This window comes from Aeromonas sp. EERV15 (assembly GCF_900079845.1).
Classification (GTDB): domain Bacteria; phylum Pseudomonadota; class Gammaproteobacteria; order Enterobacterales; family Aeromonadaceae; genus Aeromonas; species Aeromonas sobria.
The window spans coordinates 15,907-42,670 of record NZ_FKKY02000020.1; the positions used below are offsets into that span (position 1 = coordinate 15,907).

The 26,764-nt window shown below is 58.9% G+C and carries 23 protein-coding genes; 14 read left to right on the forward strand and 9 right to left on the reverse strand.

Features of this window, described 5'->3' with window-relative positions; all coding sequences use genetic code 11:
• Positions 1-114: 114 nt before the first annotated feature.
• The 4 genes from BN4575_RS16535 to BN4575_RS16550 are packed head-to-tail and all read left to right on the forward strand — an operon-like array spanning position 115 to position 3,871.
• A complete protein-coding gene (locus BN4575_RS16535; RefSeq protein ID WP_068979018.1) occupies positions 115-492 on the forward strand; it encodes a hypothetical protein in 378 nt (125 codons plus the stop codon).
• Between the two features lie 52 nt (positions 493-544).
• Positions 545-2,599: a protein-disulfide reductase DsbD family protein gene (locus BN4575_RS16540; RefSeq protein ID WP_068979019.1), complete on the forward strand. Its 2,055-nt coding sequence runs from the start codon at positions 545-547 to the stop codon at positions 2,597-2,599.
• Between the two features lie 9 nt (positions 2,600-2,608).
• Positions 2,609-3,352 (forward strand): DsbA family protein, encoded by a 744-nt coding sequence (locus BN4575_RS16545; RefSeq protein WP_068979020.1) that lies wholly within the window; start codon positions 2,609-2,611, stop codon positions 3,350-3,352.
• 3 nt (positions 3,353-3,355) lie between these two features.
• Positions 3,356-3,871, forward strand: a complete 516-nt coding sequence (locus BN4575_RS16550; protein WP_068979021.1) for a protein disulfide oxidoreductase — start codon at positions 3,356-3,358, stop codon at positions 3,869-3,871.
• Positions 3,872-3,947: 76 nt separating this feature from the next.
• Here the strand turns inward: BN4575_RS16550 and BN4575_RS16555 are convergent, their stop codons facing one another.
• Positions 3,948-4,772: a LysR family transcriptional regulator gene (locus BN4575_RS16555; protein WP_068979022.1), complete on the reverse strand. Its 825-nt coding sequence runs from the start codon at positions 4,770-4,772 to the stop codon at positions 3,948-3,950.
• A gap of 130 nt (positions 4,773-4,902) precedes the next feature.
• Between BN4575_RS16555 and BN4575_RS16560 the strand changes: the two genes are divergently transcribed.
• The 7 genes from BN4575_RS16560 to BN4575_RS16590 all read left to right on the forward strand — a co-directional run bounded on the left by BN4575_RS16560 (position 4,903) and on the right by BN4575_RS16590 (position 11,491).
• Positions 4,903-5,781 carry an NAD(P)-dependent oxidoreductase gene (locus BN4575_RS16560; RefSeq protein WP_068979023.1) on the forward strand — a complete coding sequence of 293 codons (879 nt, stop codon included), beginning with the start codon at positions 4,903-4,905 and terminating at the stop codon, positions 5,779-5,781.
• Positions 5,778-6,530, forward strand: coding sequence for an SDR family NAD(P)-dependent oxidoreductase (locus tag BN4575_RS16565; protein WP_068979024.1), 753 nt, complete (start codon positions 5,778-5,780; stop codon positions 6,528-6,530). The genes BN4575_RS16560 and BN4575_RS16565 overlap by 4 nt, the downstream gene beginning before the upstream one ends.
• A 287-nt stretch (positions 6,531-6,817) precedes the next feature.
• Complete coding sequence (locus BN4575_RS16570; RefSeq protein WP_068979025.1) at positions 6,818-7,102, forward strand: cold adaptation protein ActJcold adaptation protein ActJ; 285 nt, start codon at positions 6,818-6,820, stop codon at positions 7,100-7,102.
• Between the two features lie 22 nt (positions 7,103-7,124).
• The gene (locus BN4575_RS16575; protein ID WP_068979026.1) at positions 7,125-7,655 is read left to right on the forward strand and encodes a cold adaptation protein AtcA; all 531 of its coding nucleotides are present in this window, start codon (positions 7,125-7,127) and stop codon (positions 7,653-7,655) included.
• A 12-nt stretch (positions 7,656-7,667) separates the two neighbouring features.
• Complete coding sequence (locus BN4575_RS16580; protein WP_068979076.1) at positions 7,668-8,432, forward strand: cold adaptation protein AtcB; 765 nt, start codon at positions 7,668-7,670, stop codon at positions 8,430-8,432.
• A gap of 11 nt (positions 8,433-8,443) precedes the next feature.
• Complete coding sequence (locus BN4575_RS16585; protein WP_068979027.1) at positions 8,444-9,340, forward strand: cold adaptation protein AtcC; 897 nt, start codon at positions 8,444-8,446, stop codon at positions 9,338-9,340.
• 654 nt (positions 9,341-9,994) lie between these two features.
• Entirely contained in the window at positions 9,995-11,491 is a 1,497-nt protein-coding gene (locus BN4575_RS16590) for a peptide MFS transporter (protein WP_068979028.1), read from the forward strand.
• A 163-nt stretch (positions 11,492-11,654) separates the two neighbouring features.
• Here BN4575_RS16590 and BN4575_RS16595 read toward each other — a convergent pair whose 3' ends face one another.
• On the reverse strand, positions 11,655-12,035 hold the full coding sequence (locus BN4575_RS16595; protein ID WP_068979029.1) for a VOC family protein: 381 nt from the start codon (positions 12,033-12,035) through the stop codon (positions 11,655-11,657).
• 1,002 nt (positions 12,036-13,037) lie between these two features.
• On the opposite strand from BN4575_RS16595, the gene BN4575_RS16600 reads away from it, so the two are divergent.
• The gene (locus BN4575_RS16600) at positions 13,038-14,684 is read left to right on the forward strand and encodes an ATP-dependent nuclease (RefSeq protein ID WP_068979030.1); all 1,647 of its coding nucleotides are present in this window, start codon (positions 13,038-13,040) and stop codon (positions 14,682-14,684) included.
• 87 nt (positions 14,685-14,771) lie between these two features.
• On the opposite strand, the gene parC is transcribed toward BN4575_RS16600, so the two are convergent.
• The 6 genes from parC to nudF all read right to left on the reverse strand — a co-directional run bounded on the left by parC (position 14,772) and on the right by nudF (position 21,850).
• A complete protein-coding gene (parC, locus tag BN4575_RS16605; RefSeq protein ID WP_068979031.1) occupies positions 14,772-17,066 on the reverse strand; it encodes a DNA topoisomerase IV subunit A in 2,295 nt (764 codons plus the stop codon).
• A 245-nt stretch (positions 17,067-17,311) separates the two neighbouring features.
• On the reverse strand, positions 17,312-19,201 hold the full coding sequence (gene parE, locus BN4575_RS16610; RefSeq protein WP_068979032.1) for a DNA topoisomerase IV subunit B: 1,890 nt from the start codon (positions 19,199-19,201) through the stop codon (positions 17,312-17,314).
• Positions 19,202-19,318: 117 nt separating this feature from the next.
• Positions 19,319-19,906 carry a YqiA/YcfP family alpha/beta fold hydrolase gene (locus BN4575_RS16615; protein WP_068979033.1) on the reverse strand — a complete coding sequence of 196 codons (588 nt, stop codon included), beginning with the start codon at positions 19,904-19,906 and terminating at the stop codon, positions 19,319-19,321.
• A 10-nt stretch (positions 19,907-19,916) separates the two neighbouring features.
• Positions 19,917-20,735 (reverse strand): 3',5'-cyclic-AMP phosphodiesterase, encoded by an 819-nt coding sequence (gene cpdA, locus BN4575_RS16620; protein WP_042023056.1) that lies wholly within the window; start codon positions 20,733-20,735, stop codon positions 19,917-19,919.
• A 22-nt stretch (positions 20,736-20,757) separates the two neighbouring features.
• The gene (locus BN4575_RS16625) at positions 20,758-21,207 is read right to left on the reverse strand and encodes a DUF1249 domain-containing protein (RefSeq protein WP_068979034.1); all 450 of its coding nucleotides are present in this window, start codon (positions 21,205-21,207) and stop codon (positions 20,758-20,760) included.
• A gap of 1 nt (position 21,208) precedes the next feature.
• Positions 21,209-21,850 (reverse strand): ADP-ribose diphosphatase, encoded by a 642-nt coding sequence (gene nudF, locus BN4575_RS16630; RefSeq protein WP_068979035.1) that lies wholly within the window; start codon positions 21,848-21,850, stop codon positions 21,209-21,211.
• 304 nt (positions 21,851-22,154) lie between these two features.
• Here nudF and tolC point away from each other — a divergent pair, with 304 nt between their 5' ends.
• Positions 22,155-23,474, forward strand: coding sequence for an outer membrane channel protein TolC (gene tolC, locus BN4575_RS16635; protein WP_068979036.1), 1,320 nt, complete (start codon positions 22,155-22,157; stop codon positions 23,472-23,474).
• A gap of 116 nt (positions 23,475-23,590) precedes the next feature.
• Here the strand turns inward: tolC and hldE are convergent, their stop codons facing one another.
• Entirely contained in the window at positions 23,591-25,018 is a 1,428-nt protein-coding gene (hldE, locus tag BN4575_RS16640) for a bifunctional D-glycero-beta-D-manno-heptose-7-phosphate kinase/D-glycero-beta-D-manno-heptose 1-phosphate adenylyltransferase HldE (RefSeq protein ID WP_005335903.1), read from the reverse strand.
• 204 nt (positions 25,019-25,222) lie between these two features.
• On the opposite strand from hldE, the gene lpxL reads away from it, so the two are divergent.
• Complete coding sequence (gene lpxL / locus BN4575_RS16645; RefSeq protein ID WP_068979037.1) at positions 25,223-26,146, forward strand: LpxL/LpxP family Kdo(2)-lipid IV(A) lauroyl/palmitoleoyl acyltransferase; 924 nt, start codon at positions 25,223-25,225, stop codon at positions 26,144-26,146.
• The last annotated feature ends 618 nt before the right edge of the window (positions 26,147-26,764 follow it).

The following is a 26,764-nucleotide window of genomic DNA, read 5'->3' on the forward strand; positions in this document are numbered from 1 at the left end:
AACCGACCACCCTCTCCGTCGCGCCACCCACTGCGCTGCTCATAAATACGCCGCTGACTTGCCCCATCCGCCATTGGTCGTTAGGATGGCACCCTCTTGATAGACGGGGCGAGTATGATTCAGCGACAACGTGTGGCAAAAAATCTCCTGCTGCTGATCTGCCTGCTGCTGCTCAATTGTGCGGCCCAGCCGCTGGCCCGGCTGGCCCTGCTCGATCACGCCCTCAACTGTCAGGCACTGTCCGTTCAAAGCACGGCGACAGATCAGGGGGATGCCAAACCGGCCAGCCCGCAACCCACCAGCTGCCAGCTCAACGGCAAGTGGCTGAGCGCCGCCACCCTGCTCTGCGTCGAACAACTCTTCTTTGCCGTGGCCGTGCTGATCGCCCTGCTGGTCCCCCTTTGGCGCTACACACCGCCACTGCCCCCACCCAGAGTCATCTCGCCGCCTGAGCGGCGTCTGCACCTCACCCTCTGCGTCTGGCGGGAATGAGTTCGGCTGCGTTCTTTCGTTAGCTATCACTCATTTTTGCGAGACTAAAAAGATGTCGAATCTCTTCAAGGCGGCCCTGCTACTGGGCGGTCTGCTGTGGCAATCCATGGGATTGGCCAGCGACACGGGCTGGCTCACCAGCCCACAGAATGATCACGCCAGGGTACGGCTGCAGGCCGACCGCAGCACGGCAGATCAGACCCGCATCCTGCTCGATGTCGAGCTGGAGTCGGGCTGGAAGACCTACTGGCACAGCCCGGGCGAAGGGGGCATAGCGCCCCAGATCCTGTGGCATGAGCCCATAGCGGCGCTGCAGTGGCACTGGCCGGTGCCGCGCCACTTCGAGGTAGCCGGGCTCAGCACCCAGGGTTATCAGGGGGATGTGACCTTCCCCCTCAGCCTCAGTTATCCGGCAGAGCAGGCGCTCACCGGCACCTTGCGCCTCTCCACCTGCAGCAATGTCTGCATCCTGACCGACTACCCCTTCACCCTGGCGGTGGATGGCGCCGCCCCGGCCAACTTCGACTTTGTCTGGGCGAAGGCGATGAGCACCCTGCCCCAGCCGCTGCCCGCCGAGACCCGGATCGAGCTCGGCTATCAGCACAACCAGCTGCAACTGCGCGCCGAGCGGGCAGAGGGCTGGCAATCACCAGCGCTCTTTATCGATGCGCTGGAAGGAGCCGAATTTGGCAAACCTGCGCTTGAGGTCGAGGGCAACACCCTGATCGCCCGGGTGCCGGTGAGCGACGGCTGGCAGGGGGATGCGCCGGATCTGCGCGGCCAATCCCTCGGCCTGCTGCTCACCAGTGGCGAACAGGCGTGGCAGGGCAAGGGGACGATCGGCGCGCCGCTCGTGCTGCCCGGCCAGAGTCATTCGCTGTTCTGGTTACTGGGGGCGGCGCTGCTCGGCGGCCTGATCCTCAACATGATGCCCTGCGTGCTGCCGGTGCTGGCGCTCAAGCTGGGATCTGTGCTGCAACATCAAGAGCGTGAACAGGGTGCCGTACGCAGGCAGTTCCTCGCTGCCAGCGCCGGGATCATCGCCTCCTTCTGGGTGCTGGCGGCCATGAGCAGCCTGCTGCGCGCCCCCGGCTTCGGAATGAGTGGGGCAGTCGGCTGGGGCATCCAGTTCCAGAGCGCCGGTTTTATCGGCTTTATGGTGCTGGTCACCCTGCTGTTTTGCGCCAACCTGCTGGGGCTGTTCGAGATCCGTCTGCCCAGCGCTCTCAGCACTCGCCTCGCCACCAGCGGCAGCAACGGCCTCGGCGGTCACTTCCTGCAGGGGAGCTTCGCCACTCTGCTGGCGACGCCCTGCTCGGCCCCCTTCCTCGGCACGGCAGTGGCCTTTGCGCTGGCGGCACCGCTCGGCCAGCTCTGGCTGATCTTCACCGCCCTCGGAATTGGCATGAGCCTGCCCTGGCTGCTGGTGGCGGCCCTGCCACGGCTCGCCCTCTGGCTTCCGAAACCGGGGCGCTGGATGAACCATCTGCGCATCCTGCTCGGCCTGATGATGCTGGGCTCCAGCCTCTGGCTCACCAGCCTGCTCGCCAACCATCTCGGCAGCTATGCCACCGGCTGGCTGATGGTTGCCATGGTGCTGGGGCTGATCCTCGCCATCGTCTGGCGTTACGGCATGCGTGGCTTCACGCTGGCGATCGCCCTCGCCGCCCTGATTGGCAGCGCCCTGCTGCTGAGCGGCGCCTTTAGCGCACAGGGCACGGCCAGCGTCGACAAGGTGGTCTGGCAGCCGCTCTCTGAACACGCCATCACAGATGCGCTGGCCCAAAACAAGCGGGTCTTTATTGATGTCACCGCCGACTGGTGCGTCACCTGCAAGGCCAACAAATACAACGTGTTGCTGCGCGATGAGGTGCAACAGGCCCTCTCGGCCCCCGATGTGGTGGCCCTGCGCGGCGACTGGAGCAAACCGAACGACACCATCGCCGCCTTCCTGCGCCAGCGTGGCGCGGCGGCAGTCCCCTTCAACCAGATTTATGGCCCTGAGTTGCCGCAGGGGGTCACGCTGTCGCCCCTGCTCGACAAGGACGAGCTGCTGACCACATTGCACAAGGCTGGCCTGCTTCAGGCTGGCACCACCCGATTTTAAGGAGTACCCATGAAACCGACTCTGAGCGCCCTGACCCTGCTAGCCTCCCTTTCCGCAGCCCTGCTGGCTCCGGCCCTGCACGCCGCCCCCTTCACCCCGGAGCAGGAGGCGCGCATCAAGGAGCTGATCCGCGAGACCCTGATCGCCAACCCCAAGATCCTCGACGAAGCGGCCGAATCCTGGGAGAAGCAGAACGCGGCAGCCCAGGAGGCGCAGCTTGGCAACTTCATCAAGGGCAACAAGGATGTGCTGTTCAACAGCGCCACCAGCCCGCGCCTCGGCGCCAAAAATCCCAAGCTGACGCTGGTGCTGTTTACCGACTACAACTGCCCCTACTGCAAGCAGTTCGATCCCCAGCTGACCAAGCTGCTCAAGGCCTACCCCAACGATCTGGGGCTGGTGATCAAGCTGTTGCCGTTCAAGGGGCAGACCTCCGCCAAGGCGGCCCAATACAGCCTGACCCTGTGGCAGCAGGATCCCGCCCGCTTCCTCGCCCTGCATGACAAGCTGATGAGCAAGCAGGGGATGCTGACCGAGGCAGACATCAACAAGGCGCTGGCAGCCACCGGCAATGTGGCCCTCAAACCGGAAGGCAAGGCGACCGAAGAGCTGCGCAATAGCCTGCGTATCAGCACACTCTTGGGGGTACAGGGCACCCCGGCGACCCTGATCGGCAACCAGCTGGTGCCGGGCGCCATCCCCTATGAGGAGCTGGAGCAGCTGGTGCAGGCCGAACTTGCCAAACAGGGGTAAGGGATGGCCACCCATCCTCAACCCCGCTGGCGACGCTGGGGCAAGGAGGCGCTCTGGCTGCTGCTGATAGCGCTGGTCATCTCGACGCTGCTGGATCTGTGGCGCAGCCCGACCCTGCCAGAGGGGGCGATGAGCGCCCCCGTCACCTTGCAGGATGGCAGCAACACGGATCTCGCCACCCTGAGTCAGGGCAAGCCGCTGCTGGTCTACTACTGGGCCAGCTGGTGCGGTGTCTGCCGTTTCACCACCCCGACCGTGCAGCAGCTCTGGCAAGAGGGTAACAACGTGCTGACGGTGGCGCTGCGCTCCGGCAATTCTGAACAGTTAGGCAAGGGGATGAGCAAGAAGGGGCTCACCTTTGCGACCCACAACGACGAGTCGGGAGCGCTGGCCGCCCAGTGGCAGGTGGGAGTGACCCCGACTTTCCTCGTTATCAAGGATGGCAAGCTGATGAGCAGCACCACCGGCTGGAGCTCGAAATGGGGTTTGCAGCTGCGGCTCTGGTGGGCGTCGCTCTAGCCACGCAGCATCGTTGCCTTCAACAGGGCCATCCCACCGGATGGCCCTTTTTTATGCCGACATTTTTATGCCGACATCAGGCGGGGAGCTGCATCCCGCGTAGCTGTTCCAACAAGGCGACCACCGCCGCCGAGCGCAACGCATCGGGGGCGTAACAGAGCCCCACCCGCCGCTTGAAGGAAGATGCCGCCAGCTCAGCCACCGTACAACCGGGCGGACAGAGTGAACGGGGCAACCAAGCGATCCCCGCCCCGGCGGCCACCATAGTTGCCGCCAGTCGCAACGACCCCGCCCGCCGTGGGTAGAGCGGCGCCTGATTCCCGAGGATGGCGATCAGCCGCAGGTGGGAGTCGTGGCGCGGGCAGGTAACCCAGGGCTCGTCCGCCAGCTCAGCCGGGGTGAGCGTCCCCTTGCCCGCCAGCGGGTGATCCGGCGGCAGCACCAGCACAAACTCCTCCTCCAGCAGGGGGATAAAGAGCTCGTCACCGCAACGCAGGGATTCGCAGCCCAGCCGCACATCGCCACAGCAGCCCTCCTCCAGGGTCAGCAGGATCTCCTCGTGGGCGAGCGCCCCTTGCACCAGCGCCCCCACCACACTATCGCCAAGGTCTGCCTCAATCCCCACCGTCACCTCGAGGCAGGGAGAGGTTTCACGAAACTCGCGGGCGAGGGAGTCGGTGTCGGCAATCAGCCGCTTGGCGCGGGGATAGAGCCGGTGCGCCGCTTCGGTGCCCTCGACCCCGCGCGCCTGCCGAACAAACAGGTTCACCCCCAGCTCATCCTCCAGCGTCTTGATGGTGGTCGAGAGGGTGGGCTGGGTGATGAAGAGGCGGGTGGCCGCTGCCGTGATGTTGCGCTCCTCGAAGACAGCCACAAACGCACGCAGGGTTCGCACATCCATAGAATTCACCTATATCAGACAGTCATAAAAGCCATTTTTCACGGCGACATGGGGGCAATATAGTGGTTCACCTGCCACAAGGCATCCCAATTTTCTATATCAGTGTCTATCAACACAGCCAGGAGCCATCATGCGCCATCTCTCTGTCATCGGCCTCGGGGCCATGGGCTCCGCCCTCGCCACCACTTTGCTCAAGGCGGGCCATCCGGTCACCGTCTGGAATCGCAGCGCCGCCAAGGCCGCCCCGCTGCAAGCGTTGGGTGCGACATTAGCCCCCTCGGTTGGCGCGGCCATCGCTGCAAGCGACATTACCCTGATCTGCGTCGATAACTACGCCGTCAGCCAGCAGTTGCTGGACGAAGCGAGCGACGCCGTAGCGGGCAAGCTGCTGGTGCAGCTCTCCACCGGCAGCCCGCAGGGGGCCAGAGCACTGGAGAGCTGGAGCCACGCTCGCGCCGCCCGTTATCTTGATGGCGCCATCCTCTGCTTCCCGGATCAGATCGGCACCACTGACTCCAGCATCATCTGCTCGGGTGCCAGCACCGCTTTTGCCGAGGCCGAGCCGGTGCTGCGGCTGCTCGCCCCCACCCTCGACCATGTGGCCGAGGCGGTGGGCGCCGCTGCGGCGCAAGATTGTGCCGTCGCAGCCTACTTTGCCGGTGGTCTGCTCGGTGCCCTGCACGGCGCGCTGATCTGCGAGGCGGAAGGACTGCCGGTAGCCAAGGTGTGCGCCCAGTTCAGCGAACTGTCGCCGATCTTGGGGGGCGATGTGGCCCACCTTGGCAAGACGCTGGCGAGCGGCGATTTCGCTCACCCCTACGCCAGCCTGAAAACCTGGAGCGCCGCCATCAGCCGCCTCGCCGGTCATGCCACCGACGCCGGGATCGACAGCCGCTTCCCGCGCTTTGCCGCCGATCTGTTTGAGGAGGGGGTGGCGCAAGGCTTTGGCCAGCAGGAGGTCTCCGCCCTGATCAAGGTGCTGCGGGCGCGCAATGGAGCGGCACAATGAACGAGCTGACCCACCAACCGCAAATTGCGCTGGTCACCGGCGCCGCTGGCGGGATTGGCCGCCAGCTCTGTATCGGGCTGGCCGAGGCGGGCTATCGGGTGATCGCCACCGATCTGGCCCCTCACTCGTTTGACCATCCCGAGATCCACTTTCACCCCCTCGATCTGCGGGACGAGCAGGCCATCGCGCGGCTCTTTGAAGAGGTGCGCACGCAGCATGGCGGCATCCATCTGCTGATCAACAACGGCGCCATCAGCAAGTTCCACACCCGCTTCGAGGATCTGAGTGCAGCGCAGTTCGATCAGGTGATGACGGTCAATGTGCGCGGCGCCATGCTCTGCGCCCGCGCCTTCGTGCAGGCCAATCGCGGCTTGCCCTATGGCCGCATCATCAATATTGCCTCCACCCGCTGGCAGCAGAATGAACCGGGTTGGGATGCCTACGGCGCCTCCAAGGGGGCGCTGGTGGCCCTCACCCAGTCCCTCGCCAACTCGCTGGCCGACCACCCCATCACGGTCAATGCCATCAGTCCTGGCTGGATCCAGGCGGAGGATTACCACACCCTGACCGAGGCGGATCACCGCCAGCACCCGAGCGGCCGGGTCGGTCGCCCTGACGACATCACCCGCGCCTGCCTCTTTCTGGCGGATCCCCAGAACGATTTCATCAACGGCGCCAATCTGGTGGTCGATGGCGGGATGAGCAAGAAGATGATCTACCACACCTCCGCCTCCTTCTGGGAGCAGTAACCACGGCGGCGGCACCGCGGCTGCCGCCCCCATTCCACCTCCCGATTACCCCCTGCCCATTTTTTCATCGCCTACCGATAGATGGCCCTTGTACTGTCGTGGCCGACTGGCAACAATAGCCCTGCAACTGCCCCTCTTCACTCCGCCCCTTAACTCGTCGCTCAATTCATCGCTTTAGGGGGGCGTTTCCGTTAAAATGACGGGTTTTTACCGTGCCTGGGTTTCCAATCCCCACCCTCAGGCACCCGCAGTGTGAATCCTATGATGCCAGTGATGCAGGATCTGCCATGAACAACTACTTTCGGGTACTGGGCGTCAAGTCCAATGCCAACGAAAACGACATCAAAAAAGCCTATCGCCGGCTGTCGAACCAGTACCATCCCGATAAGCTGTTAGGGGTGAGCGAAGAAGAACGAGAACTGGCAGCAAGCAAGCTGCACCAGGTAAAGCAAGCCTATGAAGTGCTGTCAGACCCGCAACGACGGGCCGCTTTTATCAAAGATTTCAACAACGTCATCGTGACCGATCCCGCTGCTGCCATGCAGGATATGTGGGACCAGTTCTACCCCTGATGCACCAGCCAAAAGAGTGACTATGCAAAAAAAATGGGACCAGGCGCGGATTAAAGCGCTGATGAGTGATGCCAGCGAAAACATTGAATCCTATCGGGATCAAGATCAGCCCAAGGCACTTGAGCAGTTCACCGGCAAGATGAAGACCCTGCTGCTGGCCGATATGAGCATGCTGGAGTTCATGCCGGAATACCTGCCGCTGGCCCTCTATGGTCGGGTGCAATTTGCGCCCCAGGCAAGGCAGCAGTGGGTCACCTGGCTCACCAGCGGCGTACAACCCTCATGGGACGAGTTCAAGGTATCGGTGGCGTTCAACAATGCCGACCTGCCGCTGGTCAAGGCTGTTCGCGCCCAGAGCGAAGATCAGCTGATCGAAGCCTGCGCCGTGCTGTTCCAGCTCGACAACCCGCTGCCGCGCGGCGGCCGCCGTGCCGATGACGACTACGAGTTGCGTGACGACGAAGATGAAGACGGGGAAGATGCCGACGCCGACTATAACGGTGATAGTGACGACGACGGCGATCAGGATATGCACGACGAAGTACGTTTCTAATTGGGGCAACGCATGAACAACAGTCTGATAGAAATTACCGCCATCGAGATCAAGGAGCTGGCCGTGATCGAGCCGAAACAGGCCAGCGAAAGGTTCGAACTGATCGCCCAAACCATGTCTGATGACCAGCTGGCAGAAGTGATTGAGCAGATTGATATCGTCACCCTGACCCAGATCAATGGCCAGCATGACATGTCATTCCCGTCGATCATCTGTGAACTGATGACCCCGGAGCGGATCCGCGACATCGTCTGCCAGCAGCCGCTCTACTGGGAAGAGGCGATCAAGAACAACGCCGACGAGCTGCAACAGCATACCTTCGACTTCCTCAACTACCTGATCCGCACCCAGGACAGCGAAGCCAAGCAGACTGAAATTCTGGAGTGCATCGCCGACGATCCGGCCGGTCTTTTCTATCTCTCCATCCCCTTTATCGAGTTCTACCGCGGTGAGCGCATCGACGATGAAGAGGGCTCTCACGACGTGCTGCACGCCGAAGAGGAAGATCTGGAAGAGGCGCTCTCCTACAGCGATCGCCAGCAGAGTGAAAATGCTCACGACTACTCACTCGATGATCCGCGCAGCCTGTTGATGCTGATCCGCGAGCTGACCCCTGAGGTGGAGAAGGCGATCAAGGCACTGCTGCGCAATGAACACTCCAGCTGGGAAGGGATCATCAGCAAGTTCGCCAGCGAGCTGGTGATGCAAGCCAAAGAGAAGAACAAGGTCGAGGACGAGTACGCCGAAGTCGACGACATGTTCAGCTTTCTGGATTAAGGGACCCCGTCATGCAACTGGTTATACGCGATGTCAATCAGGGCCCATTCCTCACGCAGGTACTGCGCTTTGGCCGCGAAAACGAACGCTTGAGCGATCAGCAACTGGCCGCCATCAAGGGCAAGGCCGGACTGATGAGCCTGAAGTTTGCCGACAAGTACTACAACAAGTACAAGATGCACCTGCTGGAGCAGGCCGCCCACGACGTGATCGGGGTAGTGAGCCTGGGCCTGCTGGAGCTCTCCCAGCGCGACACCGCCAAAGCGCTCGCCTTGCTGCAGGCGCCGGAAGGGCCCATCAAGCCGTTCCAGAAGGGCTGGTCGATGCTGATCTCGGTCAGCACCGGCGGCAACAGCCTCTATGGGGAGGTGGATGCCCGTCTGCTGGACAAGATCTCCAGCCCCCCCGATGTGGAGGAGTGGCAAGGGTGGCAGGAGTACGAAAAAGCCCAGGTGGAGCATAACAAGGTCCGGCTGATGAGCCTGATTGATCAGCACTTCTTCGCCTGTGAAAACGACCACCCGACCATGGAAGACAAGCTGGCCGAAGCGCTGCTCTATCGCATTCTGTGCGGCAATGGCAGCGGCGCGGCCCCACTGAAGGTGAAGCAGGATCTCAAGCGCAAACTGGCGCGGGAAATCGTGCTGCAAGAGGAGTGGTACGACACCGACTATCTGGCCACCCAGCTGACCTTGCTGCTGGCGGAGCTGCCAAGCGAGCTGATCGCCGGTCTGCGTCAGGAGCTCAGCAAGGGGTTTGTCGCCAACCTGCTGCACACCCTCGGCTTTGTGCGCCAGTACCAGCTGCTGCAAAAAGAGCACGCCTCGCCGGAGAAGCTCGACAACGTCGAGATGCGCGCTGGTCTGCGCCATCCGCTGCTCGGCTGGCCGCTCTACCACGACTTCTAAGGCGCGTTTCGCCGCCCGTTCAGTCGTTTCCCAACGCCCGGCCTGCCGGGCGTTGTTATATCCGGCGACAAATACATCCCCTCACCCTGCCCCTCTCCCAAGGGGAGAGGGGACAAATACCTGCCAGCTTCAAACCAGCAAGTAGGGTGCAATAAGCGCAGCGCATTGCACCTGTAGCATTTGCCCCTATCGCATTGCACCGACAACGCTGGCGGTACAATTCACCTTGTTTATTGCCCCTACGGCTACCGCCCCTCTCCTCCAATATTTATTCACGCAACTCACCAAGGTGAATAAATAGCCAACTCACTTACTGTCATACCGTAGCGACTAGGCAGGGTAAAAATCGGATATGGATCGCGCAACCGAGCCAACCATAGCGCCAGATGGCCAACAAGATCACATATAACCCGTAACTACCGAGCAGGTAACAAGGCGATAGCGACAGCAGGAAGCGCATAAAAAGGCGAAATAGATCAATAAAAAGCAATTAATCGCGCCTGATTAAATTTAAGATCTGGCAATTTAATCGCGCTGAACGCTAAATGACAAACCTGTCTTTAAAGCAGTATGGAAGCGCCAAAGGCTAGCCGGTCACTGACTGGCACACTCTCAGGATGAGTTGTGATTTTCTCTTCTCACAGGAGACAAACCGTGAGCGCTTCAGCACCACACCCTCATCACGCCGCCATCCCACCCGGCTCTGGCGCCCTGTTCTTTATCCAGACCTTCGCCACCCTGGGTTTTGCCGTGCTCTACTCCACCCTGGTGCTCTACGCCACCAAACGACTCGGCTTTAGCGAATCCCAGGCCAACGCCATGATGGGGATCTTCGGAGCCTTCAACTACGGCCTGCACCTGTTTGGCGGCTACCTCGGCGGACGTTACCTCAGCAACCGCAACCTGTTCGTGATGGGGATGGTCTTGCAGGTGATCGGCTGCTACCTCATCGCCGAGATGGGGATCACCGGCCTCTACTGGGGGCTCGCCATGTTCCTCACCGGCAGCGGCCTCAACGTCACCTGCCTCAACATGATGCTGACCCAGCGCTTCGCCCCGGACGATCACCGCCGCGAGAGCGCCTTCTTGTGGAACTACGCCGGGATGAATCTGGGCTTCTTTATGGGCTTCTCGGTGGCGGGCTACTTCCAGCTCACCGAGGATTACCGCACCCTGTTCCTGTTCGCCACCCTCGGCAACGTGCTGGCTATCATCGCCACCCTGTTCTTCTGGCCCATTCTGGCGGATATCAACACCCCGCTGCGCCATATCAAGGGACGCGGCTTCTACCTGCGGATGCTCGGTGGCCTCGCCATTCTGGCGTTGCTGGTGCCCGCCCTGCGCCTGCTGCTGACCCACGCCAGCTTTAGCGGCAGCTTCGTGCTGATGCTGGGGGCCGTGGTGCTGGTACTGCTCTGCGTGATGACCGCCCGCCACCCGGATGCCGCCGAGCGCAGCCGCATGGTGGCCTATCTGATCCTCGCCCTCGGCTCGCTGATCTTCTGGTCGCTCTACCAGCTGGCCCCCATGGGGCTGATGCTCTTCTCCGAGCACAACATCAACCTCAACGTGTTCGGGCTGCGGGTCGCCCCCCAGTGGATCCAGAACATCAACACCAGCGTCATCGTCATCGGCGGCCCGCTGATGGCACTGCTGTTCAAGCGGCTGCGCGAGCAGGGCTGGAACATCGACATCCCCTCCCAGTTTGCCGCCTCCCTGTTCTGCATGGGACTGGGGATGCTGGTGCTGCCGATCGGCATCCATCTGGCGGGCGCCGACGGGCTGGTCGCCTTCAAGTGGATCGCCATCAGCTATGTGTTGCAGAGTCTGGGTGAGCTGCTGATCTCCCCCATCGGCTACGCCATGATTGGCAAGCTGGCCCCCGCCAGCCTGCAAGGCTTGATGATGGGCTGCTGGATGATGGTGACCGGCGTTGCCTCGGTGCTGGCGGGGTATGTCTCCGGCGCCATGCCGCAAAATATCGGCAGCACCCCGGTCGCCACCAACCCGGGTTACAGCTCGGTATTCAATATGCTGGGCTGGGGCTCGCTGGCAGGGGGCGTGGTATTGCTACTGCTGGTGCCCCGCCTGCGCCAGTTGATTGCCGCCAAAATTGCCCCGCCACCGGCAGGGGCTGCCATCCCCGTCTGATGGGGTTCGGGCCAGCCATTTTATTGGCACCTGCCAGCGTGAACGGTTGAATCAGCAACGCGGCTGATAATGCAAAGGGCCCCGCAATCATGGATGGCGGGGCCCTCTATTTTTGCGGGATTGATGGCCCGCGTCCGGTTGGCAAATCCCTGTTCAGGCTGCGCTAATCAGCGCAAATCGCCTTATCCAGCAAGGCAATCCGGTTACCTTCAGAGTCCTGAAACTCGGCCACCTTGATGGCTTCACCCACCAGAGTCACGGGATAAAGCAACTTGGCGCCTGCCAACAGCGCATCCGCCATCACCTGCTCAATATTGTTCACCGTCAGATAAATCCGCGTGCCATCCAGACTCGGAACATAACTCTCCCCTCTGGCCAAGGCACCAGAACAGCCTTTCGCGCCATCAATAAACGGGAATAGCGCCATTTCATTGCCATCGATCTGCGCTCGTTCGAACTCGATTTCAAAAACGGCAGCGTAGAAGGCGATTGCTCGCTGCATATCCGTTACCGGAATCTCAAAATGCATCCCAATATTTACCATCGAACCCCTTCCTTGTTAGTTAGCGATAGCGCCATGCAGGCGAAATCATGCTCCCATTATTGCCATGAAGCCATCCATCAGATCCACGCAAACGGGTCAAAAGACCAGATGGTGCGCTGAGAAGCGCAAGCTCGCAGGGACAAGTACATGCCAACCTTTAGCCGTAGCTGTCACGCCATTCCAAAATCGCTGCGATCTGGGCTCCCTTCTCCCACTTTTTGCCATAAACAAGACCTCGCGGGGTCAATCACGGTGCAATTCACCTTGTTCATTGCACCCTACGGTTACCTCCCCTCACCCTAGCCCTCTCCCAAAGGGAGAGGGGACAAGTATCTGCCAACCTCGGGCCGTGGTGGTCATGCCATTACCCGGCGGTAATTCCAGTGCCCCCTTCTCCTACTCTTTGCCATAAACAAGGGGAGAAAGGTCGGGGATGAGGAGATCAAGCCATCACAGCGGAAGCCATCGACAAGCAGCAGCGCGTCAAATAACACAGAGGCAAGTAGGGTCGATTAGCGAAGCGTAATCGGCCGCACCGGTTATCCGGTCGCGAGCAAGTAAAAGAGAAAGGACGTAGGGTGCAATAAGCGAAGCGCATTACACCGGCAACCTCGCGGGGTCAATCACGGTGCAATTCACCTTGTTCATTGCACCCTACGGTTACCTCCCCTCACCCTAGCCCTCTCCCAACGGGAGAGGGAACAAGTACCTGCCAACCTTTGGCCGTAGCTGTCACTCCATTTAAAAATTGCCGCAATCTGGTCTCCCTTCTCCCCTCGCGGGAGAAGGGTCGGGGATGAGGGGGCCGCAAAATAAAATCACCGACCACATTGAGGCAATAGGTTTTCGCGATCGTCTGATTACACTTCGCTAATCAGGTCTACGTCCATAATTCACCCTTGCATACGGTAAACATAGACCCAGATCACGACAAATAACTATTTAAGTCTGATAATGTCACTCTACATACATTTATCAATAAAGCACTATAAGGATAAGATAATGAAGCTTTCTGCCTTGCTTATTTCGAACTTTAAAGGGATTAGTGAAGAGATAAAAATTCTTATTGATAATATAGTTGTGCTCGTTGGTCCAAATAATAGCTGTAAGTCAACAATTCTTGATGCTTATGAGGCTTATGTATCAATGGGAAGTTCACTCACTCTAGATTTTTTCCACTGTCGTGATGCTACACGACCAATCATAATTACTGGTATATTCAATGACGTTACTCAAGATGATTTAGATACTCTAGGTCAAGAATGGTATATAGAAAACGATCCTGAATTTGGTAACTGTGCGAAGTTCCAGATTAGATGGGAAACACCAGATGAAAATGGAGTGAAATTCAGCTTTAGTAATAAGACCAATGACTGGAAAAAAGGTGGTGCCGGTGGTTGGAATACTTTGCTTCAAAGCAGACTACCAATACCTATTCGATTAAACCCTAATGATGACTACGATGCCCTTGAAAAGGTAGTTAAAGATTTAGCATCGAAAAATGCAGCCAAGCAGCTAAAAGATGACAAGAGCAAAGTTGCAGGTATTATTTCCGAAATCGAAAAACTAGCAAAAGAAGTAGACAAAGAAATATCAGGAAGTATTGGACAGCTAAGCCTGAAAATTGAAACCGAACTAAATAAACTTTTCCACGGGGCAACAGTAACCTTTGAAACAGGCGTAGGTAAATTTAAGGCTGAGGAGGCGATCAAGGATGGCAGCAAGTTTTTCATTAGAACAAGCAATCATCCAGCATCACTAGAACATCAAGGAACAGGAATAAAGAGAGCCTTTCTTTGGTCAGCTATAAATGCTCTTTGTAGTGAAGGCATGTATAAAAAAGGAACAAAAATAGTACAAAATGAGGTTCCAAAAGTATTATTAATTGATGAGCCAGAAATAAACCTACATCCATCTATAATTAGGGCGGCTAGAAAAGCTATTTATGCATTGGCCGACATGGCGGGGTGGCAAGTCATCTGTACTACACACTCCCCTGTATTTATTGACTTGACGCAGAATCATACAACCTTAATAAAGGTATCTAACACTCAAAAAGGTGTTTTTTATTTTCAAACAGATAAAGCCAAATTTAATAAAGATGAACGAGACAATTTAAAAATGTTGAATCGCTGCTGTCCAACAGTTAATGAGTTCTTTTTCTATGAAAACTCCATACTTGTTGAAGGTGATACAGAATATTTGGCCTATCAATACATTATAGAAAAAAGTGGGTTAGAGAGTAATTACTGCGTCATAAACTGTAGAGGGAAAGCCAATATCCCCACATTTATTAAAATCTTCAATCAATTTAATGCAAATGCTATAGCTGTACATGACCTAGATACCAAGCTGAGAAAAGACAATATAGCCAATGCCATGTGGACAATCAATTTAAACATTCGAACATTGGCCGACTCAACGAATGGCAGAGTGAAAACTGTTGTGCATAACCCTGACTTCGAGGGCTTTTACTTAAACGAATCCCCATCAAAAGATAAACCATATAACTTATTTACCCATCTTACATCTGATGACTTTGAAACAGATGAAAAATATAAAAAACTAAGAGAGTCCCTTACTGACATAATTAGTGGAACTCATGAAGGATTATATACAACTCATGCAGAGCTAGATGCTATGGCATAATACCCTTAAAATCCAGATAACTAACCACTCATAAAAAATATAATTTTCATCTAATAAGAAGGGCGCTTTCGCGCCCTTCTATATTCATTACCCTTCCTGACTTTCCTCCGCGACCGGTTCGGCACCGGCGGCGGGTTCAATCTCAATACGATCGACCCGCTGCAAACCGCGGGGCAGCTTGGCGCCACGGCGGCCGCGCTCGCCGCGGTAGTAGTCGAGATCAGATGGCTTAAGAGTGAGCTTGCGCTTGCCGGCAAACAGGGTGACATATTGCCCCTGCGGGATAATGGCGGCCATCACCATAAACTCTTCCCGCGCCTTCACACGAGCCGACGGTATGCTGATCAACTTGTTGCCCTTGCCCTTGCCGAGTACCGGCAGGGTGTTGAGCGGGAACAGCAGCATGCGACCTTCATTGGAGATGGCCATGCAGAGATCGGTCTCTGGCGAGCCAATCTTCTGGGGTGCCATCACCTGACCCCCTTCCGGCACTGTGAGCAGCGCCTTGCCGTTCTTGTTCTTGCCGATGAGGTCGTCATAGGTGCAGACAAAGCCGTAACCGGCATCGCTCGCGATCAGATACGGTTCACCCTCATTGCCCATCACCAGATGGCGCATCTCTTCCCCTGCCCCCAGCGCAAAGCGGCCGGTGAGCGGTTCGCCCTGACTACGGGCAGATGGCAAGGTGTGGGATTCGAGGGCGTAGGTTCGACCCAAAGTAGAGAGAAACACCGCCTGCTGGTTGCTGCGACCACAGGCGTGGGCCAGATAGTTATCCCCCGCCTTGTAGGAGAGGCCCGCCACATCGACATCGTGGCCCTTGGCGGCGCGCACCCAGCCCGCGCCCGAGAGGATCACGGTGACCGGTTCGCTCGGCACCAACTCTTTCTCGGTCAGCGCCACGGCGGTGGCACGCTCCACCAGCGGGGTGCGGCGATCGTCGCCGTACTTCTCGGCATCCGCCAGCAGCTCTTTCTTGAGCAGGGTATTGAGGCGGCGCTCGGAGCCCAGGATCAGTTGCAGTTTGTCCCGTTCAATCGCCAGTTCATCCTGCTCGGCGCGCAGTTTGAACTCTTCGAGCTTGGCCAGATGGCGCAGTTTGATCTCGAGGATCGCTTCGGCCTGGGTCTCGCTGATATTGAAGCGCTCCACCATCACCTTGCCCGGCTCATCCTCGGTACGGATGATTTCGATCACCTCGTCGATATTGAGGTAGGCCACCAGCAAGCCTTCGAGGATGTGCAGGCGCGCCAGCACCTTGTCGAGGCGATACTGCAGACGGCGCCGCACGGTCTCGCGACGGAAGATGATCCACTCGGAGAGGATCATCTTGAGGGTCTTCACCTGCGGCCGGTTGTCGAGGCCGAGGATGTTGAGGTTAACCCGGTAGTTCTTCTCCAGATCCGTGGTGGCGAACAGGTGGGCCATCAGCCCCTCCACATCCACCCGGTTGGAGCGGGGGATGATCACCAGACGGGTCGGGTTTTCGTGGTCCGATTCATCGCGCAGATCACTGACCATTGGCAGCTTTTTGGCCACCATCTGGGCGGCGATCTGCTCCATGATCTTGGCGCCGGAGGCCTGATGGGGCAGCGCCGTGATGACGATGTCGCCATCCTCCTCGCTCCAGACCGCCCGCTGCTTGATGGAGCCCTTGCCGGTCTCGTAGATTTTACGAATATCGCCCTGGGGGGTGATGATCTCGGCATTGGTCGGGTAGTCCGGCCCCTTGATGTGCGCCATCAGCGCATCCAGCCCCGCATCGGGGTTGTCGAGCAGTTCGGCACAGGCGTAGGCCACTTCCCGCGCGTTGTGGGGCGGAATATCGGTCGCCATGCCCACCGCGATGCCGGTAATGCCGTTGAGCAGGATATGGGGCAGGCGGGCGGGCAGCACCACCGGCTCTTTCATGGTGCCGTCAAAGTTCGGCGTCCACTCCACAGTGCCCTGACCCAGCTCGGAGAGCAGCAACTCGGAGAAGCGCGACAGCCGCGCCTCGGTATAACGCATGGCGGCGAAGGATTTGGGATCGTCCGGCGCACCCCAGTTGCCCTGACCGTCCACCAGCGGGTAGCGGTAAGAGAATGGCTGAGCCATCAGCACCATGGCTTCATAACAGGCGCTGTCGCCGTGAGGGTGGTATTTACCCAGCACGTCACCCACGGTACGGGCGGACTTCTTGTGCTTGGAGAGGGCCGACAGGCCCAGCTCGCTCATGGCGTAGATGATGCGCCGCTGCACCGGTTTGAGACCATCGCCTATATGCGGCAAGGCCCGATCCATGATGACGTACATGGAGTAGTTCAAGTAAGCCTGTTCGGTAAAGGTGCGCATTGGCTGGCGCTCGACCCCGTCCAGACTGAGCTCGATAGCATCACTCATATGTTTTTCTCTTGCTATGGTGCGCCCTCACAGGACGCGCCTGAAATGCAGGTCGGCAGGTGGCCGACTGTTTGAAAGCAGGGACGATAGCGTCACCCCTCCCCCTCATCCCCAGCCCTTCTCCCGCGAGGGGAGAAGGGGGCAGAACGGCGTTCTGCGGATAAAGGGCGGATAACCTGCCAGCCACAGCTCCCCTGAACGGGGAGCGGATAGCCGTGGTTGCGGCCATCGGGTAACCACCTGCGCTAAATGATGGCAAGGTTACCCTTCTCTTCCAGCCACTCACGGCGATCGCTGGAGCGTTTTTTGGCCAGCAGCATGTCCATCAGTTGCAGGGTCTCTTCCCCTTGCTCATCCATGGTGAGCTGCACCAGACGGCGGGTGTTGGGATCCATGGTGGTTTCCCGCAGCTGTTTCGGGTTCATCTCACCCAGACCCTTGAATCGGGTCACCATCACCTTGCCTTTCTTCTTCTCGGCCTCGACCCGCTGCAGCACGCCGTTCTTCTCGTCCTCGTCGAGGGCGTAGTAGACCTCTTTACCGATATCGATCCGGTAGAGCGGCGGCATGGCGACATAGACGTGGCCCTTGTTGACCAGGGTGCGGAAGTGCCTCACAAACAGGGCGCAGAGCAGGGTGGCGATGTGCAGACCGTCCGAGTCCGCATCCGCGAGGATGCACACCTTGCCGTAGCGCAGGCCGCTGAGATCTTCGGAGTCGGGATCGAGCCCGATGGCCACCGAGATATCATGTACCTCTTGGGAGGCGAGCACCTGACCGGCCTCCACTTCCCAGGTGTTCAGGATCTTGCCGCGCAGGGGCATGATGGCCTGAAACTCGCGATCCCGCGCCTGCTTGGCACTGCCGCCCGCGGAGTCACCCTCCACCAGGAACAGTTCGCCCTGCATGGGGTCGGCACAGTTACAGTCGGTCAGTTTGCCGGGCAGCGCCGGGCCCTGGGTAATCTTCTTGCGCACCACTGTCTTTGCGGCGCGCAGTCGGCGCTGGGCGCTGCTGATGCAGATCTCGGCGATCTGCTCCGCCAGCTCGGTGTTGCTGTTGAGGTAGAGGCTGAAAGCATCCTTCACCACGCCGGAGACAAAGGCAGAACTCTGGCGCGACGAGAGCCGCTCCTTGGTCTGACCGGCGAACTGCGGATCCTGCATCTTGACGGAGAGGATGTAGGCGCAGCGATCCCAGATATCTTCCGGGGTCAGCTTGACCCCGCGCGGCAGCAGGTTGCGGAACTCGCAGAACTCGCGCATGGCGTCGAGCAGGCCCTGACGCAGACCGTTGACGTGAGTACCACCCTGGGCGGTGGGGATCAGGTTGACATAGGATTCGGCGAGGCATTCCCCCCCTTCCGGCAGCCAGCAGAGCGCCCAGTCCACGGCGGACTGTTCGGTGCTGAAGGCGCCGATAAAGGGCTGCTCCGGCAGGCAGGTGAACTGCTTGACCGCATCGACCAGATAATCCTTGAGTCCATCTTCGTAGCACCACTCCAGCTTGATGCCGGTGTTCTTGTCGAGGAACTTGATGGTGAGGCCGGGGCAGAGTACCGCTTTCGCTTTCAGCAGGTGCTCCAGCTTGGTGACCGAGAAGCGGGGCGAGTCAAAGTAGCTCGCCTGCGGCCAGAAGCGCACCCGGGTACCGGTGTTGCGGCGCCCGCAAGTGCCGGTGATGGTCAGCTCCTGCACCTTGTCGCCACGCTCAAAGGCGATGTCATAGACCTGACCGTCGCGACGCACCGTCACCTCGACCCGATCGGAAAGGGCGTTCACCACAGAGATGCCCACCCCGTGCAGACCGCCGGAGAACTGATAGTTCTTGTTGGAGAATTTGCCGCCCGCGTGCAGCTTGCAGAGGATCAGCTCCACACCGCACACCCCTTCCTCCGGGTGGATATCGACCGGCATGCCACGGCCGTCATCGATCACCTCGAGGGACTGGTCTTCAAACAGGGTCACCTCCAGGGTACGAGCATGACCCGCCAGCGCCTCGTCGACGCTGTTGTCGATGACCTCCTGACCGAGGTGATTGGGCCGGGTGGTGTCGGTATACATGCCGGGGCGACGGCGCACCGGTTCAAGGCCATTGAGGACCTCAATGGCATCCGCATTGTATTGAGTAGACATGGAGGGCCTTGCGAATTGACGTTTGGAGGGAATCTTAACTGCTAGGCGGGGGCAGAACAAACTCCCCGCGCCGAAAGCTTGATCTGGAGAGGGACAGCGCGAGGCTGCCCCGCATTGCTACAACCCGAGAAAGCGGATGATCTGGGCGGGATAGCGCTCGAACGCCACAAAGGCGTGGTTGCCACCGCACTCCAGCGACAGGCGAGCGAAGCGATACTCTTCCAGCGCCTTGCGATAGTCGAGCACCTCATCTTCTTGCTGTTGCAGGATCCAGAGCCGCTCTGGTGCCGAGACAGGCACTGCCAACCCCCGCAGCTCATCGATGTGCGCTGGCAGCAGCTGGTACTGCTCGTTGGTATAGGGGTTGGTCTGGGGGCCAATATAGTCACACAGTAACTCATGCGGGCGTACTGCCGGATTGATCAGCGCCGCGCGGCAACCGTATTGCTCGCTCACCCGGGTCGCCATAAAGCCGCCGAGGGAGCTACCCACGGCACCGAGCTTGAACCCGCGATCATAACGGGTCGCAAGATCAGCGAGGGTCTGCTCGATGGCCGCCCAAGCCGCCGCTGGGGTATTGGGCTGGGCCGGGATGATCACCTCGATGTCAGGCCGGTTGGCTGCCACCCAGGCGGCCATCTGCTGCGCCTTGGCGGAGCCCGGAGAGGAGTTGAAACCATGCAGATAAAGGAGAACCGACTTCATGCAACCCTCCTCAATAACCGGTGGCATTGGGGTCGGGCACAAACTGCCCCACCGGCAGACGCCACACCTCGCTGGCCACCCGCCCATCCGGATAGAGGGTGAGATAGCGCCAACCGGGGCCCGACTCGTCCAGCGCAAAGCCATCGCAGAGGGGCTTGAACTGGATGCAGGTGGAGGGGCTGGCAATCAGCCGCACCCCGTGGTGCACCTCGTCAAACTCCTGATGGACGTGGCCGAACAGGATGGTTTTTTGCTGCGGGTGACGGGCCAGCACGGCAAACAGGTCATCGGCATTCTTGAGATTGTGCTGATCCAACCAGGCGCAGCCAACCGGCACCGCCTGATGGTGCAGGGTGATAAGGGCGTGGCGATCGGGATATTGGCGCAGCGCGCGGTCGAGGGCCGCCAACTGGTGATCACCTAGCACGCCGTGGGGTTTGCCGCGCACCTGGGTATCGAGCAGGATCACCTGCCAGTGATCCCCCACCAGCTGCTTGGCTTCGCTGATCCCGGCGGCATGGAGGTATTCGGTCATCAGCGGGCTGTCGTCGTGGTTGCCGGGCAACCAGTAGATAGGGCGGCTAAGGGGCGCCATCATGGAGGCAAAACGCTGATAGGATTCCGGACTGTGATCCTGCGACAGATCGCCGGTAGCCAGGATCACGTCATAAGGATGCGGGTTGGCTTGCACCTGTTCCAGCACGGCGGCCAGACTCTCTGCGGTGCGCACAGCCAATAGCCGTCCCTCTTGACTGGCAAAGAGGTGGGTATCGGTAATTTGCAACAGGCGCAGACTACCGTCCTGCGCCTGGGGGAGATCTGTTTCCAAAATCACGCTTCTTGTTATTTGTTCAACTGGAGATATTGATCGGGCTGGTACCATGTCTGAGACAAAATTTTAGCCATTCGGCCAGAAACAGATTTACCTGCTCCTTTTCATCCCGCTGGTGCATCTTTTTATTGGGATAATCATAACTTGGTTGCAAGCGGGAAATCTGTTGCGCTGCACACACTTCCGCCATCCGCACGTCATGATACAAACGAATCTCGATTTGAGCCTGCAGGTATTCGGGCAATTCGGGATTGTGCTGGCTCAGGATCACCTGACTGGTGAAACGGCTCTCACCACTGATGGTGAGCTCAAATTGCAAATCGTTACCGACCCGATAGCGGCGCACCGCGCCCACCACCCCTTCCGGGGGCAGCAACTTCATCAAGGCCATGTAATTGACCTCGCAAGTACGTTGCAAGGCCATCAAATCTGGCACATGACGCTTGCGCTGTTGCAGGGTCAGCGCCATCTTAGCGATCTGCCAGCCAGCGGGCGCGTAGCTCGCCGTGGTTAAGGGCCAGCCACTGCAGGGCAATGACCGAGGCGGCGTTGTCGATGCGCCCCTCTTTGAGCCAGGCATAGGCCTGCTCGCGACTTACCACATGCACCCGGATATCCTCCCCCTCGTCCGCCAGACCGTGCAGCCCCTCGGCCTTGCTGGCATCCACCTCGCCCACATAGACCTCGATCCGCTCGGTGCTGCCGCCCGGGCTCACCAGATAGCTGATGGCGTGCTCACAGCGCGCAACCTCGATCCCCGCCTCTTCCACCGCTTCCCGGCGCACCACCTCTTCAGCGACTTCGCCTGGGTCTATGATGCCGGCTACCAGCTCCAGCAGCCAGGGGGTCGGGCAGGTCTCCATGGCGCCGATCCGGAACTGCTCCACCAGCACGATCTGATCGCGTACCGGATCATAAGGCAGCAGCGCCGCAGCATGGCCGCGCTCGAACAGCTCGCGCACAATGGGCTCATTCCAGCCACCGGCAAATAACCTGTGCTGGAGCCGATAGACGTTCACCTTGAAGAAGCCGTTATATCCAGCTGATTTTTCGATGATTTTTACATCATCGGTGGCGTAGTGACGATCTTGTGGCAAGGGTTGCTGCGACATCCGGGACTCCCGTCAGCTTGACTTGTATCAGTTTGACCATAAAATCCGAGAAACATGAATGAACGTTCATTCACTCGGTATGCCATGGCAATGAGGGGTGGATTTTAGCAGCCACAGACCATTTGGCTAGGCGCGTGGGGAGAAAACTGCGTCCGGTTCTTGACGTTCCCGTCACCGGACCGGAGACTCTTAGCATTAAATTTTGCTTATAGTAGAGTGATTAAGCTGCAATCAAGCTTGGTCGGTGACAATATTTGCTTCTCCAGCAACCAGTTTGGGTTACTACATAAGGTTAAAACGATCTATGAAAAGAACACTTTTGTCAGTCATGGTGTTGCTGGGCGTCAGTGCCGGTGCCCATGCCGAAAACCTGCTCGACATCTACCAGCAAGCCCAGATCAAAGACCCGCAGTTGCTGCAGTCCAAAGCCGTTCGCGATAAAGCCTTCGAGCAGATCAATGAATCCCGTGCAGCCCTGCTGCCCCAGATCAATCTGGGTGCTGACCTGAAGTACCTGCAAAACAAAAACGATACCCAGACCAACAACAGAGCCTCCGGTTCACTTTCACTGGATCAATCCATCTATCGTCGCAGTGACTGGGTCAATCTGGATATCTCCGAGAAGAGTGCAACCCAGAATGACGTAGCCTACAACCTCGAGATCCAGAGCCTGATGCTGCGTACTGCCCAGGCCTATTTCAACGTGCTCAAGGCGATGGATACCCTGGAATTCGTCCGTGCCAACAAGGTTGCGGTAGAGCGTCAGCTGGAGCAAACCCAGCAGCGTTTCGAAGTGGGCCTGACCGCCATCACCGATGTGCATGAAGCGGAAGCCTCCCGTGACCAGGCGCTGGCTGACGAGATCAATGCCGAGAACACTCTGGATAACAGCTACGAAGCTCTGCGCGAGCTGACCGGTGTTGATCACCGCAATCTGGACGTGCTGAACACAGATCGTTTCAGCCCGCAGAAGACCGCCTTCGGCTCCGACAAGTGGCTGGAGCTGGCGCTGGACAAGAACCTGCAACTGCACAGTGCCCGCATCAGCAAGGACATTGCCAAGGAGCAGATCGATCTGGCCAAGACCGGGCATGAGCCGACCCTGGATCTGGGTGCCGGACTGCAGACCAGCAATACCGATTACAAGCTGGATAGCATTCCGGGCGGCAATGACAATCAGGCCAATATCGGTCTGACCTTCAAGCTGCCCATCTACAGCGGTGGCGCCACCAGCTCCAAGGTGAAGCAGGCTCAATACAACTACGTGGCGGCCAGCGAACTGCTGGAGAAAAACTTCCGCTCGGTGCAGAGCACAGTGCGCTCCTCCTACAACAACGTGAACGCCAGCATCGGCTCGGTGCGCGCCTACAGCCAGTCTGTGGTCTCCGCAGACAGCGCCCTGAAGGCGACCGAAGCCGGTTACGAAGTGGGTACCCGTACCATCGTCGACGTACTGGACTCAACCAAAAAGCTATATAGCGCCAAGCAGAAGCTCTCCGAAGCCCGTTACAACTACATCCTCAATATCCTGAGCCTGAAACAGGCTGCCGGTATTCTGGAAGCGCAGGATCTGGTGGAAGTAAACCAGGGTCTGATGCCTGCCACGGCAAAAGCCAAAGGCTGATAGCCGCTATCGGACATGAAAAAGGCGACCGCAAGGTCGCCTTTTTGTTATCCGTATTTCTGCCAGCTTGCTACCGCCGATAATGAGCCCCGCCAGATTGCGGGGCCAGCGGCGCGTTAGCCGCGCTCGCGGATCGTCTTGATGATGTCGGTGGTGGAGCAGCCATCCTCGAAGTTGAGAACGCGCACCTCGCCGCCATTGGCGGTCACTTCGGCGTAACCGGCGATATCTTCCGGCTTGTAGTCGCCGCCCTTGACCAGCAGATCCGGCAGGATCTCGGCGATCAGGCGCTGCGGCGTATCTTCACCAAACGGCACTACCCAATCCACCGCGCCCAGCGCAGCCAGCACCGCCATGCGGCGCTCGGTCGGGTTGACCGGGCGACCCGGCCCTTTCAGACGGCGAACCGACTCGTCGGTATTGACCGCCACGATCAGGCGATCCCCCAGCTTGCCGGCGTTGGCCAGATAGGAGACATGGCCGGCGTGCAGGATGTCGAAGCAACCGTTGGTCATCACCACCTTCTCGCCACGCAGACGGGCGGCACGAACCGCCACTTTTAGCTGGGCTTCGGACATGACGCCAAAGCCGGTCTCCTGCTCGGTATAGAGGGCGTTGGCCAGCTCGACCGGGCTCACGGTAGAGGTACCCAGCTTGCCGACCACAATACCGGCAGCGGTATTGGCCAGCGCACAGGCTTCGTCCAGGCTCTTGCCTGCCGCCAGTGAGGTGGCGAGGGTCGAAATGACGGTATCACCGGCACCGGTCACATCATAAACCTCGTGGGCCTGAGCTGGCAGATGCAGCTCTGGCTGACCTTCGCGGATCAGGGTCATGCCGTTCTCGGAACGGGTGACCAGCAGGGCATCCAGCTCGAAACGCTTGACCAGATCCAGCCCCTTGGCGACCAGCTCCTCTTCGCTCTTCACCTTGCCTACCACAGCCTCGAACTCGGACATGTTGGGGGTCAGCAGGGTGGCACCGCGATACTTCTCGAAGTCGGTCCCCTTGGGGTCGACCAGCACCGGAATACCCGCGGCTCGGGCGCGCTGGATCATGCCGGGCACATCGTTGAGAGCACCCTTGCCATAGTCGGAAAGGATCATCACGTCGCTATTCGGCAGCGCCTGCTCGACCTTGCTCATCAGCAGGGTGGCATCGACGGAGTGGAAGGGCTCTTCAAAGTCCAGACGCAGCAGCTGCTGGTTGCGGGACAGCACCCGCAGCTTGGTGATGGTCGGGAAGTCGGCCAGACGAACGAAGTCACAGGCCACCTTGACGCCAGCCATCTGACCGGCCAGGGCATCGGCCGCTTCATCCTGACCGGTCAGGCCAAGCAGCACGGCATGAGCGCCAAGGGCGGCGGAGTTGAGGGCCACGTTGGCTGCGCCACCGGGACGCTCCTCAATGTGTTCAACCTTGACCACGGGCACCGGCGCCTCGGGGGAGATCCGACCGGTAGGGCCATGCCAGTAACGGTCCAACATGACATCGCCAACGACCAGAACGCGGGCTTTTTCAAAATCGGGCAGGGTGATCTTCATCTGTATCGACTCTCAAAACCTGAAAAATCAGCGGGCGATTTTATCACACTCTTTTATCCGGTGTAGAAAAAGCCGACTGCAGTTGCCGCCGCTGTCACGCTAACCGGACGCGGGTTACCCCTCTGACCAGCACACAGCCATTCGCCCCCGCCCCCCCTTTTCGGCTAGAATCCCCCGATTGTGTTTGCGAACAAGAGATTAGCCATGGCCCATGACAACGCTCCCCGCCTGGAGCCCCGCCTGTTTCATCCCCGTTACTGGGCCAGCTGGTTCGGCCTCGGCCTGCTCTGGCTGCTGACCCTGCTGCCGTGGCGTAGCCAGATGTGGCTGGGCCGTCAGCTCGGTCGTCTCGCCGCCAGGATATTGAAGTCCCGAGTCAAGATTGCCCGTCGCAATCTGGAGCTGGCGATGCCCGAGCTGACCCGGGATGAGCGGGAGAAACTGCTCAAGGCCAACTTCGAGAGCGTGGGCTGCGCCGTGTTCGAGGTGGGAATCGCCTGGTTCTGGCCAGACTGGCGGATGCGCAACCTGATGAAGGTGGAAGGGGAAGAGCACGTCATCGCCGCCATGGAAAAAGGTCAAGGCATGCTGCTGCTCTCCTGCCACTTCCTGACCCTGGAGCTCAACGCCCGCTGTTTCGGTCTGGTACGCCCCGGGGTGGGGGTCTATCGCCCCAACACCAATCCGGTGCTGGAGTATGCCCAGTACCATGGTCGCTGCGCCTCCAACAAATATCTGGTGGACCGGATGGATGTGAAGGGAATGATCAAGGCGCTGCGCAACGGTGACGCCCTCTGGTACGCGCCGGATCACGACTATGGCTCCCACGCCAGCGTGTTCGTGCCCTACTTCGCGGTGGAGCAGGCGGCCACCATCACCGGCACCGCCACTCTGGCGCGGGTGAAAAACACAGTCACCCTACCCTGCTACAACATCCGCACCCGCGAGGGTTACACCCTGCATATCGGGGCGCCCCTCGCCGACTACCCGAGCGGGGATGACATGGTCGATGCCGCCCGCGCCAACCGTGAGATTGAAGCCGCCGTGCGCAAGGCGCCGGAGCAGTACATGTGGCTCCATCGCCGCTTCAAGACCCGCCCCTCCCCCGAGGATGCCGGTTTCTACTAAGCCGCAGCCCCCGACAGGGGATAGCTCGTAAAAACTGACAAACCGCCTGCTGGCGGTTTGTTTTTTCCCGCTGTCAGCCCTGTGCGGCAAGCAAGATCCCCGAACGTCAGCCGCTCGATAACATCCTGCATGTTGGCGCCCATTCCCATCGGCCAGCAGCAAAAGAGACCTCATCACCAACCGTAAAAACTGAAAGCGGGTTACAAATTTATTGATTCATTGGTAAGCAATGGAGTATTTCGATAGATCCATCGTCACTACCCACTGATGAGTAATTGAGTGATTTGTCCCATTCGAATACAAAAATTGAATTTGTGACGAGAATCACTATTGAACAAGAGGGCCACAAAACAACCTTAGTGATTTGAGTCACAAAAAATGACCGTGCAAAACAGAAAAGATCGAAATGTAGCCGAATTACAGCATGGGAATGTGATGCGGGTCACTGGTTATGGAGGGGGTATCGCTGGGTATCTGAGAGCTGGATCACAAGACACCCCGTTTTCAGCCTAATTTGATCGCAAGCTGGTAGATTGAAGTTGCTTAGACGACCGGGATGGCGGTTCGGCAAAACCGGCCATCCCGACTACCACTTTTAATCAAACAGGCTTAAAACGG